The following is a 19,796-nucleotide window of genomic DNA, read 5'->3' as shown; positions in this document are numbered from 1 at the left end:
ATCAAACAAACGATAACGATATGTTGAAACATTATGTAAAAGTCGCCCTTCGGTTGATAAAGCGGAGTTTTCTGTTCTCTTCAATCAATATGCTGGGATTTGTATTAGGAATGACAGCCGCTTTCCTTATTTACCTTTGGATCGTGGATGAACTGACGTTTGAGGATTTTCATCGGAACGGAGACACTGTCTACCGTGTAATAGCCGTGAACCGGGACGAGGGCGGACAGACGAAAGAATCCGCCTATACGGTGGCACCGTTGAGCAAAACATTCCGCGAAGATTTCCCGCAAGTGGAGAACGCAACCTTTATGCTTAACTTCGGCACGCTGAACCTCCATTCGGGAGCCAATCTGATCGAAGCAAAATATACCTATGTAGATACCACTTTCTTTGATGTATTCAGTTTTCCGGTCCTGGCGGGCGATCCGAATCTGATAAAGAAAGACCCGCAGCAAATCGTGCTTGCCCGGTCTGCAGCAGAAAAGCTGTTCGGACAAACAGCGGCTGTCGGGAGAGAGGTAACCTGTCAATTCCTGGGGCAGGTCAACCGCTATAAAGTAGCAGCCGTGCTGGATGTGCCCCGTAAAAGTCATATCCGGTTTGAAGTCTTGCTCAGTGAGCAGGCTTATTTTGAGCCGATGAGCTGGGAGTATGTGGAGGGAACCAATGTCTATATCCAGCTTAAAAAAGGAACTGTTCTCTCCGATGCCGACCGGCAGGCGATGAGCCATGCCTGGCAGGACAGGCGGGAAGACGGACTGGCTCTGGAGTTCCAGCCATTGAAGGATATTCATTTGCATACCTGGTTTAAAGATCCGGAAGTCAGCAACTACGGAAGTATTTCGCAGATATGGCTGTTTACCGCCCTGGCATTGCTGATCATTTTTATGGGCGCATTCAACTTTACTACTTTGTCGACCGCACGTGCTTCCCTGCGTTATAAAGAAATCGGTGTCCGGAAAGTGACAGGGGCGAAACGCCGGATGCTGATCGTGCAGTTCCTGTCGGAAAGTATGGTGCAGGCTTTTCTTTCGCTGGTCCTGGCGTTGGCACTGACAGAGCTGTTGTTGCCTTTCTTCAATGTGTTTGTCGACAAGGACATTACTTTGCAGTTCAACTGGCAGACCCTGCTGTTTATCCTGTTCGGTATTGTCGGGGTCGGCAGCCTGGCGGGGGCTTTTCCGGCTTTTTATATGTCGTCGTTCAATCCGTTGCTCGCTTTCAAGGGCGGAAAGGCTACCGGAAAGAAAGGGACGCTGATCAAAGGATTGGTTTGTGTCCAGTTTGTTCTGGCAATCACGATGCTTTTCTCTACCTCGGTGGTATTCAGGCAACTGCATTACCTGCAGAATGCGGACCTGGGGTTGGATAGGGAAGATATGATAGTCGTCAATTGCGGAGAGTTCGAGCTGATGGCTTACTTCGGTGGTCAGGGGATCGACGATTACCGGCAGGAAGTGATGAAGAACCCGAATGTCAGGGATGTGGCAGGCGGCGTGGAACTGTCGAATTACCTTCGCGGGCATAAGACGGAAGAAACCGTCTTCTACTGGCAGCGCGAAAACGGACAGGTCGACTCGCTGAAGCTGGTTGGCGTTGTGGGCGACGGTCATTTCATGAAAACCCTGGGACTGACACTGCTCAAAGGAGATATGTTCGGTGCCGACAAGAATGCTTATATGGATGGGACATATAGTAAAGAATCGCCTGTCGTGATCAACGAAACGGCGTGGAAGATGATGAATGTGAAAGATCCGGTCGGCATGATCGTTCAGAATAACGGATGGTTCGGAGAGACTTCCCGGATCGTCGGAGTGGTAAAGGATTTCCATTTCCAGCCGTTGCGTGAGAAGGTGAAACCTGCCTATCTGTATTATTCCCGCCAGCTGTTGAATACGCTGTATATCAAGATCGCACCGGAGAACAAGGCGGAAACCCTGAAGTTCCTGAAAGATAAATATGAGGAAATGCGTCCGGATAATGTGTTCTCTTACCGTTTCTTCTCGGATGCGCTGAACCGGAACTATGCCCACGAACAACAGCTGGGAGAAATGTTCCTGGTGTTTACGGTATTGGCGATCATCGTGGCGATGATAGGCGTACTGGGACTGGTTGCCCTCGCCACTGCGCAACGGACGAAAGAGATCGGTGTCCGCAAAGTGAACGGGGCACATTCCGACAGGATCGTGCGGATGTTTTGCCGGGAGTATATGCTTTGGGTGGGGATTGCCTTTGTGGCGGCGTGTCCGCTCGGTTATCTCCTGATGGTCCGCTGGCTGAGTAACTTTGCTTATCAGACGACGATCAGCTGGTGGCTCTTCCCCGTATCGGGACTGGTCATTTTACTGATCACCATCCTGACAGTGGTATTGCAAACCTGGCGTGCCGCTTCCCGGAATCCGGTGGAATCGTTGCGGTATGAATAAAATAATAAGAATAATAATAGAAAGATCATGATAAAAGCAGTCAATTTAACGAAAGTGTTTCGTACGGAAAGTGTGGAGACGACAGCCCTGAACGGCATTAATCTGGAAATAAACAAAGGAGAGTTCCTGGCTATTATGGGCCCTTCCGGTTGCGGCAAATCCACCTTGCTCAATTTGTTGGGGTTGCTGGATAACCCGACTTCCGGCGAACTGTGGTTTATGGGAGAAGAGGTTTCCCGCTATACGGAGAACAACCGTACCGACCTGCGGAACGGCAACCTGGGGTTTGTCTTCCAGAGTTTCAACCTGATAGACGAACTGACCGTATTTGAAAATGTAGAACTTCCTCTGTTGTATGCCGGGGTTCCGGCAAAAGAACGGATAACGCGGGTCAACGCCGCACTCGACCGGATGCAGATTGCTCACCGGACGGAACATTATCCGCAGCAACTCTCCGGCGGTCAGCAACAGCGTGTAGCAATTGCCCGTGCCATAGTAACGAATCCGCATATCATCCTTGCCGACGAACCGACCGGAAACCTGGACTCTGTAAACGGCAGCGAGGTGATGAACCTGCTTCTCGAATTGAACAAGGAAGGGGCGACCGTTGTCATGGTTACCCACTCGGAAGAAAACGCCCGGATGGCAGGACGGCTGATCCGTATGATGGACGGAAATATCCTGACGGAAAGCTATAAATAATGTAAAATGATACTTAATCTTGCCCAGGGTGAAGCCATTTTCTTAGTTGGCTTCACCCTGTGTGGGTTCCTATAATCATAACGTTCGACCCTCTGACGGATGGATGAACCCGAAAATACCATAAACTTTTTCTGAACGGATATATATGCTCTGCCATCCTGTTTGTGCTTCGCTGAAAATGTTGTACCTTTGCTCCCTCGAAAAATAAACGGTATATGGATAAGATCCGATTAAAAGACAAAGAATTTGAACTGTTTATCCCGGAAAAGGAGATCAGGGAGGCCATTGCGAAGATGGCTGAACGGATCAAGGCAGATGTAGGCGACAGCAATCCTCTCTTCGTAGGGGTGTTGAACGGAGCGTTTATGTTTACTGCCGAACTGATGAGGCAGATGGATGCACATTATGAAATTACATTTGCCCGTTATTCTTCTTACCGGGGTCTCAATACCACCGGAGTTGTTCGCGAGATCATGCCGGTGCAGGCCGATGTGAAAGGACGTACCCTGATCTTGCTCGAAGATATCATCGATACCGGCTACACGATGCAGTTCGTGATGGATAAGTTGAGAAACGACGGGGCTGCCGATGTCAAGCTGGCTACGATGTTGTTCAAACCGGATTCCCTGAAATGTGATTTGAAACCCGACTATGTGGGCATACAGATTCCCAGCGATTTTATTGTAGGTTACGGACTGGATTACGACGAGATGGGACGTGCCTATCGGGATATATATAAGGTAATAGGTTAAAAGGTTATACATTTATATAATTAAGAAACAATATTATGTTGAACGTTGTTATTTTTGGTGCTCCCGGATCAGGAAAGGGAACACAGAGCGAGTTGATCATTAAAGAGTATGGTTTGGATCACATTTCAACAGGTGATGTGTTGCGTGCTGAGATGAAAGGTGAAACAGAACTTGGCAAGATCGCAAAAGATTATATTGAAAAAGGTCAGCTTGTACCGGATGAACTGATTGTCGATATGCTGGCAAAGGTATTGGACAGCAAGGCTGGTTCTAAAGGTGTTATCTTCGACGGTTTCCCTCGTACTATTCCGCAGGCTAAAGCGCTGAAAGAAATGTTGAACAAACGTGGTACGGATGTATCTGTTATGCTGAACCTGCAGGTGGAAGAAGAAGAACTGATCAACCGTCTGCTGGAACGCGGTAAAGTATCAGGACGTTCTGACGACAATCTGGAAACAATCAAATCCCGCCTGGAAGTTTACCATAACCAGACAGCTCCTTTGGCTGACTACTATGTAGGCGAAGGCAAGCACGTGGGTATTCATGGCATGGGTACAATTGAAGAAATCTTCGGTCGTATCAAAGAAGCAGTAAATAAAGTAAAATAAGAAAGAAATAAGAAAATGGCTGAATCAAACTTTGTAGATTACGTAAAGATCTATTGCCGCTCGGGAAAGGGCGGAAGAGGGTCTTCTCACTTTCGTCGTGAGAAATATATTCCGAAAGGAGGTCCCGACGGAGGCGACGGGGGGAGAGGAGGCCATGTATATCTTCGCGGTAACCGGAACTACTGGACTCTCCTGCATCTGAAGTTCGAACGTCATATCATGGCGACGAACGGAGAAGGCGGAAGTGCCAAACGCAGCTTCGGTAAAGACGGTGAAGACCGGGTGATCGAAGTGCCTTGCGGAACCGTAGTATATGATGCCGAAACCGGTGAATATATCTGCGACGTTACCGAAGACGGACAGGAAGTCATGCTGCTGAAAGGCGGTCGTGGCGGACAAGGGAACTGGCATTTCAAAACGTCTACCAACCAGGCTCCCCGTTATGCTCAACCGGGCGAACCGGCTCAGGAACGTAAAGTGATCCTGCAGTTGAAGCTTCTTGCCGACGTTGGTCTGGTAGGTTTCCCGAATGCCGGAAAGTCTACGCTGCTTTCTGTCGTATCGGCAGCCAAACCGAAGATCGCGAACTATCCGTTCACGACACTGGAACCGAACCTGGGTATCGTTAGTTATCGTGACCACCGCTCGTTTGTGATGGCGGATATCCCCGGTATCATAGAAGGTGCCAGCGAAGGGAAAGGTCTCGGACTTCGTTTCCTCCGTCATATCGAACGAAACTCGCTGCTTCTGTTCATGATTCCGGCAGATTCCGACGATATTAAAAAGGAATACGAGATCCTTCATAACGAACTGGTCAAATACAATCCGGAGTTGCTGAGCAAGAGCCGTGTCCTGGCTATCACCAAAAGCGATATGCTGGACGACGAGCTGATCGAGGCGCTGTCGGCGGACTTGCCGGAAGGTGTCCCGCATGTGTTTATCTCCTCGATCACCCAGCAAGGCATTACGGAACTGAAAGACTTGCTGTGGAAGGAACTGAATAAGGAAACTTTCCATCAGGTCGAGAATATCGTCCATCAGAATATCGATGTGAGTTCTATTCCGCTGGATGACGACGACGACGATTTCGTCTTTCCTGTGGATGAGGATGATCCGGATGAAGAGTATGAAGAATACGAGTGGGACGACGAAGATGAAGAAACTGAAAAATAAGACAGTCGAAATGTTGCAATTCTCCGGATTAAGCGGAGAATGCAACATTTCTCATTTTATAACGACCCGTCACGGTGGTGTGAGTGCAGGCAACTATGCTACGATGAATCCGGGAGCGTATAGCGGAGACGATTTGGCTTCCGTCCGGATGAACCGGCAACTCCTTTCGGATGTAATCGGAATTTCTCCCGAACGGATCTTTGCTCCTTTCCAGATACATGAGGCGGAAATCGGTTGTATTGATGCCGGTTTCCTTTCTCTTACGGAGACGCTGCAGAAAGAAGCAATGAACGGAAAAGATGCTTTGGTGACCGATATACCCGGCGTTTGCGTGGCTGTCTCTACGGCTGATTGCGTCCCTGTCCTAGTGTATGCACCGGACAAAAAGGTAGTGGCGGCTATCCATGCCGGATGGCGCGGAACGGTAAAACAGATCGTAGCTAAAACCATCGCTTGTATGGCTGACCGTTATTCCTGCGATCCTTCTCGGATGATGGCTGGTATTGCCCCGTCGATCGGGCAGGCTGCTTTTGAAGTAGGCGAGGAGGTGGCTGATGCTTTCCGGACAACCAGAGTGGATATGAACCGTATCATGAAACGGCATCCTCAGACGGGTAAAGCGCATATCGATCTTTGGGAGGCCAACCGTATTCAATTGCTTCAAGCCGGATTACAGGCAGATCGTATCGAGGTTTCGGGTATCTGTACTTATCAGCACGATAAAGATTTTTTCTCAGCCCGTCGGCTGGGTATTAAAAGCGGACGTATCCTGTCCGGCATACTAATTAAAGAGTAATACGATATGATACATGTTTCTATCTCGGAAGAAATAGCAAAGGCTTGTCCGGAACTGCATGTCGCTGTTGTACAATGCGACGTAGTAAATACAGCATCAGACGAACAATTGTGGAAAGAGATCACGGAAATGGAAACCCTTGTCCGTACCTCCTGCAAGCTGGAAGAGATAAACAAATTCCTGCCTATACAGGCAACCCGACAGGCTTATAAGCGACTGGGGAAAGATCCGAACCGGTACCGTCCTTCGGCGGAAGCCCTTCGCAGACGTATTCTTCGTGAGTTACCTTTATATAAAATAGATACGCTGGTCGATATCATCAATCTTTTGTCTATCCAAAGCGGCTACTCTATCGGTGGGTTCGATGCCGATAAGATCGACGGAAACCTGGTCTTGGGAGTCGGTAAGGAGGGTGAGCTTTATCATGGTATCGGGCGTGGCGAACTGAATATAGCCGGTCTTCCGGTATATCGCGATAACCAGGGAGGCGTTGGAACTCCGACCAGCGATGAGGAACGGACCAAAATCGACCTGCATACGAAAAAGCTGTTAATGATTATAAACGGGTACTCGGGAGAGAGTGGTTTGCGGGATGCGGTTGCTTATGGTGCCGGTCTTTTAAGCCGATATGTTTCAGCAACAAACTTCGAAATGGAGGAAATAACGCCTGGAAGTAGAGTGAAAATATTGTTATAAACGCGTTAATTATGTTTAGAAACATCAAAAACGCTGCTTTTTATGCTAAAAAACATCTATTTCCTTTTGTTTTAATCGATTAATCTCTAAATTTGCCCCCGTTAACGAATTAACAAAACGAAAAAGAAAATGATCGAATTGATTGGAACAAACGCCGGCCTCGTTTGGAAAGTACTGAATGAAGGCGGAAAAATGAGTGTAAAGGCAGTAAAGAAAGCAACAAAGATCAAAGCAGAAAAAGACATGTATGCTGCGTTTGGTTGGTTAGCAAAAGAAGGCAAGTTGTCTTTTGAAGAAGTTGAAGGTGAATTATTTGTTGCGCTGATTTAATCACGTAACCGATACTAGGTAAAGGAGGGCTGTTCGGATAGTATTTGGACGGCCTTTTGTGTATCTGTACGTTTTCAGTTTAAAAAAACGGACGGAGTGTTGTTTAATTCAATTCAAAATTTTACTTTTGTATAGAATTTGGTGTGAAATGACCGAAGATCAAAAGAGATTGTTGGCTGTATTTGAGGTTAGAGTTCGTGATTTAATGGAATTATGTAATAAGCAAAACCATAAGATCGACGAGCTCACAACTGTTTTGAACCATAAAGAGACAGAATTGAAGCAGGCAATGAAAACGATCGAAGAGTTGAATACCAAATGCGATAAGCTGTTGACGGCAAGAGTTGTTTCTGTAAATGAAGGGGAAATGAAAAGTGCCAGGATGCGTTTATCGAAGTTAGTGCGGGAAGTAGACAAGTGCATTGCACTATTAAACGAATAGAAGCGATGGACGATAAATTTCTTATACATTTAGAAATAGCCGAAAAGAGCTACGGCCTCTGGATTAATCGGGGAGAAGAACAACTTGCGCGGGATGCCGCCAAGCAGATCCGGAATAAGATTAACCAGTATCGGCAATATTTTGCTAAATCCGATTTGGATGTAAAAGATTTGTTAGCCATGGTTGCTTTTCAATTGTCTATGAGTAATTTGCAATTGGAAGATAAAAACGATACAAGTCCTATTACAGATAAGATACAGGAACTCACGGGTGAGTTGGAACGGTATCTGAAGGATAAGTAATTATATAATAATTGTAAGAAGAGTTTCCGCACTGCTCTGCACGGTGAATCGTGTATTGTAGTGCTTTTTTTGTTTTTATATATAAATGAATTTAAACTATAAGTAAAATGGCTGTGTATATAATCATATCATCAATTGTGGCTCTCCTGATAGGAGGGTTGTTGACATGGTTGAGCATGCGTTTTCTTCTGAAGTCGAGGTACGATTCCGTGCTGAGGGAAGCTGAGAAGGAAGCAGAAGTGATCAAGAAAAACAAATTGCTGGAAGTAAAGGAGAAATTCCTTCACCTGAAAGCGGATTTGGAGAAACAAGTATCGGCAAGGAATGCAAAGATTCAGTCTGCCGAAGGTAAGTTGAAACAACGTGAACTGACATTAAACCAGCGTCAGGAAGATTTGCAGCGTAAAAACTGCGAAATAGATGCGGTAAAGGAGAATCTGGCTAACCAGCTGGAACTGGTAGATCGTAAAAAGCAGGATCTGGAAAAACTTCATCAGAGAGAGATCGAACAGTTGGAAGCTCTTTCCGGTCTTTCTGCCGACGAAGCAAAAGAACGTTTGATCGAATCGTTGAAAGACGAAGCCAAATCGGAAGCTACTTCTTATATCAATGAGATCATGGAAGAAGCAAAGATGACGGCTAATAAAGAAGCGAAGAAGATCGTTATCCAGTCTATCCAGCGTGTCGCGACTGAAACGGCGATTGAAAACTCAATCACTGTATTCCATATCGAATCGGACGAGATCAAAGGCCGTATCATCGGTCGTGAAGGTCGTAACATCCGCGCACTGGAAGCTGCTACCGGTATTGAGATCGTGGTGGACGATACTCCTGAAGCAATCGTGCTTTCCGGATTCGATCCTGTCCGTCGTGAAATAGCCCGTCTGGCATTGCACCAGTTGGTACAGGACGGACGTATTCACCCGGCACGTATCGAGGAAGTGGTGACTAAAGTGAAAAAGCAGGTGGAAGACGAAGTGGTTGAAACTGGTAAACGTACCGTGATCGACCTGGGGGTTCATGGATTGCATCCTGAACTGATCCGTATGATCGGTAAGATGAAATATCGTTCTTCTTATGGTCAGAACCTGTTGCAGCATGCCCGTGAAACAGCCAACCTTTGTGCTGTGATGGCTTCTGAGCTGGGACTGAACCCAAAGAAAGCAAAACGTGCAGGTCTGTTACATGATATAGGTAAAGTGCCTGATGACGAACCGGAATTGCCGCACGCAATCCTGGGTATGAAGCTTTGCGAGAAATATAAGGAAAAACCGGATATTTGCAATGCGGTAGGTGCTCACCACGATGAGATCGAGATGCAGACGCTGTTGGCTCCGATCGTTCAGGTATGTGATGCCATCTCCGGTGCTCGTCCGGGTGCCCGTCGTGAGATCGTAGAGGCTTATATCAAACGTTTGAATGATCTGGAACAATTGGCGCTGTCTTATCCGGGTGTTGTGAAGACTTATGCTATCCAGGCTGGTCGTGAGCTTCGCGTAATCGTAGGAGCGGATAAGATCGACGATAAGGATACGGAAAATCTGTCAAACGAAATAGCAAAGAAGATCCAGGACGAAATGACTTATCCGGGTCAGGTGAAGATCACGGTTATCCGTGAAACACGTGCTGTAAGTTATGCGAAATAAGCGTATATAATTAAGTAAATTATAATTCAATAAAAAAAGGCAGATCGGAAGATCTGCCTTTTTTTATTTCTGCCTGTTTAGGTTACCGGTTACCCAGGTCGTCGTATAGTGTTTGTAGCAGAACTTTTCCTTTGTTCAGGCGTTCGTTGCTGTTCTCTGCCGGGCTTTCGATCAGTGGTTTGTTACTCTCGTTGTCATATACGGAGATACCTGTGCTGTCGATGAATCCGAACCCGTTCGGGAATGTATAGAATGCATATTCCGGATATCCGGGAGCCAGTATGTCGCGGCTGAATGTGAAGGAATCGTGAGGTAAGTTCAGTTGGCTTAGCAATGTCGCTGCCAGGTCTGTCTGATTGGCATATGTGTCGATGATTGCAGGTTCTTTGATTGCACCACCCAGCCAGATCATCGGGATATGGAAGCGTCGGGGTTCATAGTCCGTTAACGATGCAGGATAACGGTAGCCGTGGTCGGAAACCAATACGACCAAGGTGTTTTTCCAGACGGGTAATTCCTTTAGCTGGCCGATGAAACTGCCGATACAGCTATCGGTGAAAGCCATCGAGTTGAGATACGGGTCTTCCAGGTGATGGTAGGGCACTTCGAATGGTTCGTGGCTGCTCAATGTCAGGAAGGTACTGAGCCACGGTGTCTTTTCGTCTCTTTCCCGGATCGATTCGTACAGGTGGGTAAAGGTTATATTGTCATTGGCTCCCCATTTGCTTAACCTGCTGGAAAGCGGGAAATCACGGTCGGCAGTTATTTGGCTGTACCCGGAGCTGAAGAAATAACTTTGCATATTGGTGAAGTTGATATCTCCGCCATAAAGCATATCGGCTGTATATCCCTGTTCACCCAGGCTTTTGGCAATGGACGGGAGTGTCTGGCTTTTGGCGGGATACTTCATGATAGAAGTGGTCGGTTGTGCCAAATAGCCATTCAGTACGGATACTATTCCCCGGTCGGTACGGAAAGAATTGGCATACATATTCGTGAAAGTGATTCCTTCCTGGCTTAGTTTGTTGAGGTTGGGAGTGATTCCGGGTTCACCGCCTACTGCTTCGATAGCATTTGCTGTAAAACTTTCCATCAGAATAATCAGGATATTGGGGCGATCGGTTGTCAGTAAAGATCGCTTTTCTGCATTTCCGGGCAATGTGTCGTTGGTTTGCGTTAAGGCTGTATATCGTTCCTGTCTCTCTTCTTCGGGAAAGAAATTGAACTGGGCTGCAAAATCCTGCTGTTTGCTCAATGACGCAAGCAAGCTGAAAGCCGGATTGATTGCTGAATGGTTCAGGAATTGATTCTTACTGAAATAAACCATGCCGACATTGGCGGTAGAAGTCGTTACACCTCCCCGGATCGGGATGAATAGTATGCCTCCCAACAGGAGAACGATCATTGTTCCTCCTAATCTGCTGCGGACAGGGATTGCAGGGAATAGCGGAATAATAAACCGTTTGAATATCCAAAATATTCCATATGCATATATAAGGAATAGCAGAAACTGCAGAAAGAAGGTTCCGACAGGAACGCTTGCCATCGCATCAGCCGGAGATTGCAGGTAGAAGAATAATGTGGCATCCAGCCGGAAGCCCCAATATCCGTAAAGCGCCACGTCGACAGCAAAGATCGCTGCGATCAGAAGTGCTGCAACCCCAAAATATCCTTTCAGAAATTTCTGATAGAATGCTCCCGGCAACCAGATGGAGATCAATATACAAAGTAGAGGAATAGCAGTCAGATATCCCGAAACCGTACAGTCAAGCAATAAACCATGTGTGATTACCTTAAGGTAATCGGTTAGCGAACACCCGTTCGCTAAGGCGTGGTGATATAAAATGAAGACCGGCTTTTGAATTGCAAGGATCGGAAGCCAGCAAAAAAATACTGTCAGAATAAATAATAACCGTTTTTTCATCACTCTGTCTATTTGGGTGTAGTATAAAATAAAGAAGGGCGACTGTTACAGCCGCCCTTTATAATTATTTGTATAACTTTTCGCGTAGTTCGGCTACTGTCGGATCGGTGATGTAATCATCGTAATCCATCATCTTGTCGATAATACCATTCGGAGTCAGTTCGATAATACGGTTCGAAACCGTCTGAATAAACTCATGGTCATGGCTGGAGAACAGGATATTACCCTTAAACTGCTGCAATGTATTATTGAATGCCTGAATAGACTCCAAATCCAAGTGGTTGGTCGGTGTATCCAGAATCAGACAGTTCGCATCCGTAAGCATCATGCGTGAAATCATACAACGCATCTTCTCACCTCCGGACAATACGCTCACTTTCTTCAACAACTCTTCGCCGGAGAACAACATGCGGCCGAGGAATCCTTTCAAGAACACATCGTTCGTGTCCGGTGAGAACTGGCTCAACCAGTCGATCAGATTATAATCGGAAGCGAAATATTTGGCGTTATCCAACGGCAGATAGCTTGTCGTAATGGTCTGCCCCCACTGATAAGTACCTTCGTCGGCCTTCTCCTCGCCGTTGATAATTTGGAACAGGGCAGTCATGGCACGCGGGTCGCGGCTGATGAATACCACTTTGTCTTCCTTCTCAACGTTGAAGTTCAAATCCTTAAACAATACTTTGCCTTCAATACTCTTCGTCAGTCCTTTTACTTCCAGAATCTGATTGCCCGGCTCACGATTCGGCGTGAAGATGATGCCCGGATAGCGGCGTGAAGACGGCTTGATCTCTTCTATATTCAGTTTCTCCAACATCTTCTTACGGCTGGTAGTCTGCTTAGACTTAGCCACGTTGGCACTGAAACGACGAATAAATTCTTCCAGCTCCTTCTTCTTCTCTTCCGCCTTCTTGTTTTGGTTCTGCTGCTGGCGAAGTGCCAACTGGCTTGATTCGTACCAGAAGCTATAGTTGCCGGCAAACATCTGTAGCTTACCGAAGTCGATATCTACCGTATGTGTACAAACAGAGTCGAGGAAGTGGCGGTCGTGGCTCACAACCAAGATGGTATGTTCCGAGTTAGACAGATAGTTCTCCAACCAGCTAACCGTTTCAAGGTCGAGGTCGTTGGTCGGCTCATCCAGCAACAGATTGTCCGGCTGACCAAACAGAGCGCGTGCAAGCAAGATACGCACCTTCTGCTTACCACTCAGGTCTTTCATCATGCTGTAATGATATTCTTCGCTGATACCCAAACCGCTGAGTAGGCTGGCTGCATCGCTTTCGGCGTTCCATCCTTCCATTTCGGCGAACTTCTCTTCCAGTTCCGATACGCGGATACCGTCGGCATCGCTGAAATCCGGTTTTTCGTAAAGCGCATTCTTTTCGCTCATCACCTCCCACAGGGTGGTATGTCCCATCAAAACGGTATCCATCACCGTATATTCGTCGAAAGCAAAGTGGTCCTGGCTCAATACCGAAAGACGTTCTCCCGGACCCAGGCTCACCGAACCGCGCGTCGGGTCGAGCTGTTTGCTGATCACGCGAAGAAATGTTGATTTTCCGGCACCGTTGGCACCGATAATACCGTAGCAGTTACCCGGCGTAAACTTCATGTTTACATCCTGAAAAAGGATACGTTTGCCGAACTGTACGTCCAGATTGTTTACTGTTATCATATTTTGAGTATCTATTAAATTTCGAATGAGTGTGCAAAGATACTAAAAACAGACGTTCTGTGCCAGCCGGAATCGTTTTAATCGGCATTTACTTCAAAATATTGTGTCTTTAAAATAGCACTATAGTACAATGCTAATACTATAGTGTTCATATCGCGCTGTAAGTATACTATCTTTCCTTCATTTCATTATCATTAAACGAAAGAAACACAATTGTCAAACGAATAAAGCATATATGTGTTTTATTCGTTTGATATGTATCAAACGCAAAAATGGACGAAAAGAAAAATGATTCTTACTAATATGATTTATTCGGAAAAGCCTTATATTTATGGGGTCTTACTGATTAGTTGTTTTTATATTAAACAAGTGATATCAACAAACATTGAACGTGCGTTGGATAATGTAAAGCAGACGTTTTGTGCCAGCATGAATCGGTTTAATCGGAGTAATCGCATTAAAATATCGTACAAAATCTTATCTTAGTATTGTTAATGAATGGAACTTATATGATCAAACTATTAAAGCAGCTGTTAAGCCTTTTGTTTTTTCTCTTACTGGCAGCCTGTAACGAGAAAAACGAGATTACTTCCCTGTTGAGCGAGGCCGAGAGCTATATGCCTGTAAAGCCGGATAGTGCTTTATGTCTTTTAGACAGCATAAAACATCCGGAAAGACTGTCACGTAAGGAACAGGCCCTTTGGTGTTTCTTATATACGGCAGCACAGGAGAAAAAACAGATAAAACATACATCCGATTCTTTGATACAAATAGCTGTCAGATATTATGAAAAGACCGATTGGGGAGAACGGAAGATGCAGGCATACTATTATTGTGGCAGGGTGTTGCAGGACTTGAATGACGCTCCTCAAGCCCAAGCTTTTTATTTGAAAGCTTATGATTTGGGAAAGACTTTGGATGCCCCTGCTTTGTCGGGAGAGTTGTGTGCTAATTTAGGCTCTTTATATACTCTTCAAAAACTGTATCAGCCGGCCTTGAATTATCAGAAAAAGGCGGTTGATTATTTTATGATGGATGAAGATACAGTCAGTGTGTCAGTGACTCTCCGGAATATTGCTCGTATTTATGTGTGCGAAAATAAGCTGGATAGTGCAGTTATTTATTATTCGATAGCTTTGTTGCATACTTCCGATTTGTATAAATTGAATATGTCGAATGAATTGGCTGATGCGTATAACCGAGTGGGAGATTATGAAAGAGGCTTGTCTGTTGCTTGGAATGCTTATTCAAAAACAAAGACTAGGGAAGATTCCTGCCGGGTTAGCCTGACTTTAGGAGATTTGTATTTTAAAATAGGGAAAATGGACTCCGCTTACCATTATCTATCGTTTGCCAGGAAAAGTACTGACCTGCGTACCCTGTGTGGTACATATCGTAATTTGTCACTCTTTGAGAAGTCCAGAAATAACTTTCAGGGTTATATGACTGTTTACGGACAGTTTGAAATACTGCGGGATTCACTTGATAAACAGCTTCATGAGGAGATGTTGGCTCGGGTGGAAAGTTTGTATAATTATCGGATGGTTGAAAGAGAAAAAGAGAATTACAAGCTGGAAGCAGATCGTAAAACGGTTTATTTGTACAGGTTTTTGGCAGGAGGTTCTTTTTTATTACTGGTAGCGGTGTGTGTTGCTTTCTGTTTGTTTAAGAAAAAGAAGCAAAAAGAAGAACAGCTGGATCAGTTTCTGCGTTTTCAGGAACAGAAATATAAAGAAAGCCAGGAATATCTGAAAGAGCGAAATGTCACTATCGCCAAACTGGAACAACAAATAGCTGCGGAACAAAAAAGAATAGAAACAAACACGCTACAGAATGAAAGGAAGTTGGCACAGGAAACATTCTTCACTTCAGACTTATATCTGGGATTATGTACAAAATGGAAAAAGTTAGACGAGACACAATGGCCGGAGGTGGTTAAGGCTATAGACCATGTCTTGTACAGAGATTTTACCAGTAAAATAAGAATGTTATATCCTCGGATCTCAGAGTTGGATTTGGTTGTATGTTGTTTGACCAGATTAGATATTCCGGTGGGACGTATAGCTTCGTTATTATCGGTAAACAGCCAGGCGATATCTAATAAGCGTAAACGTTTATATGAAAAATTGACTAACCAAAAAGGAACAGCACAGGATTTTGATGAATTTGTAAAAGATTTTTAAGAATAGATACGGTTTTAATGTGTTGTTTATTAGCTGTTTGATAAATGTGACATATTTGTGACATGAAACTTTTGGAGAGGTTTTTTGGGGGGACTATTTTTGTGTAAACGTAATTTAAAAGTTATTATCATGAAAAACTTTTTGTTGAATAGAGCATTTGTCTATGTTGTCCTATTGGTATTGATGGGATGTGAAGGCAACAAACCTGGGACTGATAATCTTATCGCAGTGGATGTCACGGCAAACTATCCGAAGAAGAATTTGACACTTCAGGATTTTATGGATGTAGAGTATATTCCATTGGAGACGACGGATGAGTTTATAAGTAAAGGCAAGGTGGCGGATGTTGGGAAAAATATCCTGATATTGACAAATATGCGTCAGGGAGAAATATTGATTTTCGACCGCTCGACCGGCAAAGGATTGAAGAAGATCAATCGCAGGGGACAAGGACCGGAGGAATATATACTTCCTTTTAATGTTCACTTAAATAAAGAGGAGAACGAGATATTTGTGAACGATGGCCCTTCAAGTAAGATCCAGGTGTATGATCTGGAAGGTAATTATAAAAAAACGATCTTTTATAAAAAAGGAGCACTTGTTACGAACCTGTACGATTATGACGATCTTCATTTTCTGTCTCAAAATGTATATGCTCCGGAGAACGACTCTTCTACGAGTACATTCTTCCTGCTGTCTAAAGAGGATGGAAGCTGGACGGATATTGAGGTTCCGTACGAGAAAAGGATATCGCCGGTAATCATGAAACGTGTAGCGGATAGGGTTTATGCAAGCGTTCCCGGTAATAGTTTTATATCCTTTTATCAGAGGAATTGGATTTTGAGTGAGCCTTCAGCCGATACTATTTATGCTCATTGTCCGGGTGGGGATATTCGTCCGTTCATAGTCAGGACTCCTTCTGTACAAAAGATGACACCGGAGGTCTTTCTCTTTCCGGGTGTTCTGACGGATCGTTATTACTTTATGCAGACGGTGAAAAAGGAGTGTGACTTCGAGAAGGAAACAGATATGCCCAAAGTTGATTTGGTATATGACAAACAAGAAAAGAAAATCTACAGCAGTATCGTTTATAATGCTGATTTCGATCAGCGGAAAGAAGATATGTCCTCTTGTGCATTGAATGAGGAGATTGCTTTTTCGGTACAGCTGGAAACTGCGGATTTGTTGGAAGCTAACGGGGAAGGTAAACTGAAAGGCAAATTGAAAGAAGTTACAGACGGATTAAACGAAGAGGATAATCCGGTGATCATGTTGGTAAAACTAAAAAACAGTAGTGAATAGTTATTCGTTTAGATACATATTAACTATCTGATTTGGAAAAGGCTTGCATTTCTCTTTTGAAAAGTGTAAGCCTTTTTCGTTGTTTTTTCTGTTTTTTCGGGATTTGCCCCTACAGTTTTCAACAGATTCTAAGTTTTATTAATGAATTGCCTCGGGAAATTAATTCTCAACATTCATATACATATTGAAAATAATTATCTACTTTTGTGCTCTAAAACATTAAAATAAACCTAACAAAGATGGCTGCAACAAAACGTATTAAGCGTGCATTGGTCTCCGTGTTTCATAAAGAGGGACTGGATGAAATCTTAAAAAAACTCCACAATGAAGGTGTGACTTTTGTGTCAACTGGTGGAACTCAGACGTTTATCGAATCATTAGGCATCCCTTGCGATGCGGTAGAAGACCTGACTGGTTATCCTTCTATCTTGGGAGGACGTGTTAAAACACTTCACCCGAAAGTTTTTGGCGGCATTCTTAATCGTAGAGAAAATGAAGGCGACAGAGAACAGATCGCTCAATACGAAATTCCAGAAATTGACCTCGTGATTGTAGACCTGTATCCGTTTGAGGAAACAGTTGCTTCCGGAGCTGAAGAACAGGCAATCATCGAAAAGATAGATATAGGCGGTATCTCATTGATCCGTGCCGCTGCAAAGAACTTCAAAGATGTAGTGATCGTAGCATCTAAAGCACAGTATCAGCCTTTGATGCAAGTGCTGAATGAAAAAGGGGCAGAAACTTCCCTGGAAGACCGTAAATGGTTTGCCAAAGAAGCTTTTGCTGTTTCTTCTGGCTATGATTCTGCTATTTTCAATTATTTTGACGGACGCGAAGGCTCTCACCTGCGTGTTGCTGTAGATCAGCCAATGCACCTGCGTTACGGTGAAAACCCGCACCAGGCTGCCAAATACTATGGTAAGTTCAACGATATGTTCGATCAGATCCATGGTAAGGAAATTTCTTACAACAACTTGCTGGATATCGATGCTGCTGTCAGCCTGATCGACGAGTTCGACGAACTGACATTCGCTATCCTGAAACATAATAACGCATGTGGTATCGCATCCCGTCCGACTGTGCTTGAAGCATGGAAAGATGCATTGGCCGGTGACCCGGTTTCTGCTTTCGGCGGTATCCTGATTACCAACAGCGTGATCGATAAAGAAGTAGCAGAAGAGATCAACAAGATCTTCTTCGAAGTGATCATCGCCCCGGAATATACAAAAGACGCTTTGGAAGTGCTGATGCAGAAGAAAAACCGCATCATTCTGATCCGTAAGGAAGCAAAGACATGTCCGATGCAATTCCGCTCACTATTGAATGGTGCATTGATGCAGGAAAAAGACCTGAGCATCCAGACTGCTGCAGATCTGGAACCGATGACTGACAAAAAGCCTTCCGCACAGGAAACGGCAGACCTGTTGTTCGCTAATAAACTGGTGAAACACAGCAAATCGAACGCTATCACATTGGTAAAGAACAAACAGCTTTGTGCCAGTGGTATCGGTCAGACATCGCGCGTAGATTCTTTGAAACAAGCTATTGAAAAGGCAAACTCTTTCGAATTTGATCTGAAAGGTGCCGTTATGGCTTCTGATGCATTTTTCCCGTTTCCTGACTGTGTTGAGATTGCTGATAAGGCAGGTATTACTGCCGTTATCCAACCGGGTGGTTCTGTAAATGACAAGCTGTCTGTTGATTATTGTAATGAACATGGCTTGGCTATGGTTAAGACGGGAGTCCGTCATTTCAAACACTAAAAAAACACCTTATTAAAAAATGGGATTATTTTCTTTTACACAAGAAATAGCGATGGACCTGGGTACTGCGAATACCATCATCATCAGTGGTGGTAAGGTCGTGGTAGATCAGCCATCGGTAGTTGCCCTCGACCGGCGTACCGACAAGGTGCTGGCAGTCGGAGAGAAGGCACGCCAGATGCACGGAAAGACGCACGAGAATATTCGTACGATCCGTCCGTTGCGCGATGGTGTGATTGCCGACTTCTTTGCTGCCGAGCAAATGATACGCGGTATGATCAAAATGATAAATCCGAAACATCGCTGGTTTTCTCCTTCATTGCGGATCGTGGTTTGTATCCCGTCCGGAAGCACTGAAGTGGAGATACGTGCCGTACGTGACTCTGCCGAGCATGCCGGAGGACGCGATGTTTATATGATCTATGAACCTATGGCGGCTGCGATCGGTATCGGTATCGATGTGGAAGCGCCCGAAGGAAACATGATCGTGGATATAGGCGGTGGTACGACTGAGATCGCTGTTATCTCGTTGGGTGGTATCGTTTCCAATAAATCGATTCGTATCGCCGGGGATGACCTGACGGCTGATATAATGGAATATATGCGTCGCCAGCATAATGTGAAAGTCGGTGAACGTACAGCCGAGCTGATCAAGATCAATGTCGGTTCTGCATTGACGTTCCTGGATAATCCTCCTGAAGATTATATTGTACATGGTCCGAATCAGATGACGGCTCTTCCGATGGAAGTTCCCGTTTCTTATCAGGAAATAGCACATTGTCTGGAAAAATCTATTTCCAAGATGGAAGCAGCTATCCTGAGCGCACTCGAACAGACTCCTCCCGAACTGTATGCCGATATCGTACGCAACGGTATCTATCTGGCAGGTGGTGGTGCTCTGATGCGCGGGCTTGATAAGCGTCTGACGGATAAGATCAATATCCCGTTCCATATTGCAGAAGATCCGTTGCATGCGGTTGCAAAAGGTACGGGTGTAGCATTGAAGAATATAGATAAATTTAATTTCCTTATCCGATAAAATAGTTGACAGTTGACAGTTGACAAGTGAC

The 19,796-nt window shown here is 45.0% G+C and carries 17 protein-coding genes; 15 read left to right on the top strand and 2 right to left on the bottom strand.

Annotated features, from left to right (window positions below; translation table 11 throughout):
- The first annotated feature begins 20 nt into the window (after positions 1-20).
- From DXD68_RS05685 to rny, 11 genes are all read left to right on the top strand, one after another.
- Complete coding sequence (locus tag DXD68_RS05685; protein WP_122360699.1) at positions 21-2,429, top strand: ABC transporter permease; 2,409 nt, start codon at positions 21-23, stop codon at positions 2,427-2,429.
- Positions 2,430-2,456: 27 nt separating this feature from the next.
- Positions 2,457-3,131, top strand: coding sequence for an ABC transporter ATP-binding protein (locus DXD68_RS05680; RefSeq protein WP_122360698.1), 675 nt, complete (start codon positions 2,457-2,459; stop codon positions 3,129-3,131).
- Positions 3,132-3,346: 215 nt separating this feature from the next.
- Positions 3,347-3,883 carry a hypoxanthine phosphoribosyltransferase gene (hpt, locus tag DXD68_RS05675; protein WP_122360697.1) on the top strand — a complete coding sequence of 179 codons (537 nt, stop codon included), beginning with the start codon at positions 3,347-3,349 and terminating at the stop codon, positions 3,881-3,883.
- Between the two features lie 35 nt (positions 3,884-3,918).
- Positions 3,919-4,491: an adenylate kinase gene (locus DXD68_RS05670; RefSeq protein ID WP_122360696.1), complete on the top strand. Its 573-nt coding sequence runs from the start codon at positions 3,919-3,921 to the stop codon at positions 4,489-4,491.
- Between the two features lie 15 nt (positions 4,492-4,506).
- Entirely contained in the window at positions 4,507-5,664 is a 1,158-nt protein-coding gene (gene obgE, locus DXD68_RS05665; protein WP_122360695.1) for a GTPase ObgE, read from the top strand.
- Positions 5,609-6,460 carry a peptidoglycan editing factor PgeF gene (gene pgeF, locus DXD68_RS05660; protein ID WP_122360694.1) on the top strand — a complete coding sequence of 284 codons (852 nt, stop codon included), beginning with the start codon at positions 5,609-5,611 and terminating at the stop codon, positions 6,458-6,460. The genes obgE and pgeF overlap by 56 nt, the downstream gene beginning before the upstream one ends.
- Before the next feature lie 6 nt (positions 6,461-6,466).
- The gene (locus DXD68_RS05655) at positions 6,467-7,156 is read left to right on the top strand and encodes a B3/4 domain-containing protein (protein WP_122360693.1); all 690 of its coding nucleotides are present in this window, start codon (positions 6,467-6,469) and stop codon (positions 7,154-7,156) included.
- 129 nt (positions 7,157-7,285) lie between these two features.
- Positions 7,286-7,486: a winged helix-turn-helix domain-containing protein gene (locus DXD68_RS05650; protein ID WP_122360692.1), complete on the top strand. Its 201-nt coding sequence runs from the start codon at positions 7,286-7,288 to the stop codon at positions 7,484-7,486.
- Between the two features lie 148 nt (positions 7,487-7,634).
- The gene (locus tag DXD68_RS05645) at positions 7,635-7,928 is read left to right on the top strand and encodes a hypothetical protein (protein WP_122360691.1); all 294 of its coding nucleotides are present in this window, start codon (positions 7,635-7,637) and stop codon (positions 7,926-7,928) included.
- 5 nt (positions 7,929-7,933) lie between these two features.
- Entirely contained in the window at positions 7,934-8,230 is a 297-nt protein-coding gene (locus DXD68_RS05640) for a cell division protein ZapA (protein ID WP_122360690.1), read from the top strand.
- Positions 8,231-8,337: 107 nt separating this feature from the next.
- Positions 8,338-9,876, top strand: a complete 1,539-nt coding sequence (gene rny / locus DXD68_RS05635; RefSeq protein WP_122353866.1) for a ribonuclease Y — start codon at positions 8,338-8,340, stop codon at positions 9,874-9,876.
- A gap of 82 nt (positions 9,877-9,958) precedes the next feature.
- On the opposite strand, the gene DXD68_RS05630 is transcribed toward rny, so the two are convergent.
- Both DXD68_RS05630 and DXD68_RS05625 read right to left on the bottom strand, forming a co-directional pair.
- On the bottom strand, positions 9,959-11,800 hold the full coding sequence (locus DXD68_RS05630; RefSeq protein WP_122360689.1) for an LTA synthase family protein: 1,842 nt from the start codon (positions 11,798-11,800) through the stop codon (positions 9,959-9,961).
- Positions 11,801-11,864: 64 nt separating this feature from the next.
- Positions 11,865-13,478, bottom strand: a complete 1,614-nt coding sequence (locus DXD68_RS05625) for an ABC-F family ATP-binding cassette domain-containing protein (RefSeq protein ID WP_122360688.1) — start codon at positions 13,476-13,478, stop codon at positions 11,865-11,867.
- A gap of 509 nt (positions 13,479-13,987) precedes the next feature.
- Here DXD68_RS05625 and DXD68_RS05620 point away from each other — a divergent pair.
- From DXD68_RS05620 to DXD68_RS05605, 4 genes are all read left to right on the top strand, one after another.
- Positions 13,988-15,661 (top strand): tetratricopeptide repeat protein, encoded by a 1,674-nt coding sequence (locus tag DXD68_RS05620; RefSeq protein WP_122361075.1) that lies wholly within the window; start codon positions 13,988-13,990, stop codon positions 15,659-15,661.
- 129 nt (positions 15,662-15,790) lie between these two features.
- Positions 15,791-16,963, top strand: a complete 1,173-nt coding sequence (locus tag DXD68_RS05615; RefSeq protein ID WP_122360687.1) for a 6-bladed beta-propeller — start codon at positions 15,791-15,793, stop codon at positions 16,961-16,963.
- Between the two features lie 239 nt (positions 16,964-17,202).
- Complete coding sequence (purH, locus tag DXD68_RS05610; protein WP_122360686.1) at positions 17,203-18,726, top strand: bifunctional phosphoribosylaminoimidazolecarboxamide formyltransferase/IMP cyclohydrolase; 1,524 nt, start codon at positions 17,203-17,205, stop codon at positions 18,724-18,726.
- A gap of 19 nt (positions 18,727-18,745) precedes the next feature.
- Complete coding sequence (locus DXD68_RS05605; protein WP_122360685.1) at positions 18,746-19,765, top strand: rod shape-determining protein; 1,020 nt, start codon at positions 18,746-18,748, stop codon at positions 19,763-19,765.
- Positions 19,766-19,796: the final 31 nt, after the last annotated feature.

Origin of the sequence: Parabacteroides sp. TM07-1AC, from assembly GCF_003480915.1 — a bacterium.
Lineage (GTDB): Bacteria > Bacteroidota > Bacteroidia > Bacteroidales > Tannerellaceae > Parabacteroides > Parabacteroides chongii.
This window is presented reverse-complemented; position numbering and strand designations above follow the sequence as displayed.

Coding starts and splice junctions, on each gene's coding strand:
- DXD68_RS05685 (WP_122360699.1), top strand. CDS start 21: ATGTTGAAACATTATGTAAAAGTCGCCCTTCGGTTGATAAAGCGGAGT.
- DXD68_RS05680 (WP_122360698.1), top strand. CDS start 2,457: ATGATAAAAGCAGTCAATTTAACGAAAGTGTTTCGTACGGAAAGTGTG.
- hpt (WP_122360697.1), top strand. CDS start 3,347: ATGGATAAGATCCGATTAAAAGACAAAGAATTTGAACTGTTTATCCCG.
- DXD68_RS05670 (WP_122360696.1), top strand. CDS start 3,919: ATGTTGAACGTTGTTATTTTTGGTGCTCCCGGATCAGGAAAGGGAACA.
- obgE (WP_122360695.1), top strand. CDS start 4,507: ATGGCTGAATCAAACTTTGTAGATTACGTAAAGATCTATTGCCGCTCG.
- pgeF (WP_122360694.1), top strand. CDS start 5,609: ATGAAGAGTATGAAGAATACGAGTGGGACGACGAAGATGAAGAAACTG.
- DXD68_RS05655 (WP_122360693.1), top strand. CDS start 6,467: ATGATACATGTTTCTATCTCGGAAGAAATAGCAAAGGCTTGTCCGGAA.
- DXD68_RS05650 (WP_122360692.1), top strand. CDS start 7,286: ATGATCGAATTGATTGGAACAAACGCCGGCCTCGTTTGGAAAGTACTG.
- DXD68_RS05645 (WP_122360691.1), top strand. CDS start 7,635: ATGACCGAAGATCAAAAGAGATTGTTGGCTGTATTTGAGGTTAGAGTT.
- DXD68_RS05640 (WP_122360690.1), top strand. CDS start 7,934: ATGGACGATAAATTTCTTATACATTTAGAAATAGCCGAAAAGAGCTAC.
- rny (WP_122353866.1), top strand. CDS start 8,338: ATGGCTGTGTATATAATCATATCATCAATTGTGGCTCTCCTGATAGGA.
- DXD68_RS05630 (WP_122360689.1), bottom strand. CDS start 11,800: ATGAAAAAACGGTTATTATTTATTCTGACAGTATTTTTTTGCTGGCTT.
- DXD68_RS05625 (WP_122360688.1), bottom strand. CDS start 13,478: ATGATAACAGTAAACAATCTGGACGTACAGTTCGGCAAACGTATCCTT.
- DXD68_RS05620 (WP_122361075.1), top strand. CDS start 13,988: ATGATCAAACTATTAAAGCAGCTGTTAAGCCTTTTGTTTTTTCTCTTA.
- DXD68_RS05615 (WP_122360687.1), top strand. CDS start 15,791: ATGAAAAACTTTTTGTTGAATAGAGCATTTGTCTATGTTGTCCTATTG.
- purH (WP_122360686.1), top strand. CDS start 17,203: ATGGCTGCAACAAAACGTATTAAGCGTGCATTGGTCTCCGTGTTTCAT.
- DXD68_RS05605 (WP_122360685.1), top strand. CDS start 18,746: ATGGGATTATTTTCTTTTACACAAGAAATAGCGATGGACCTGGGTACT.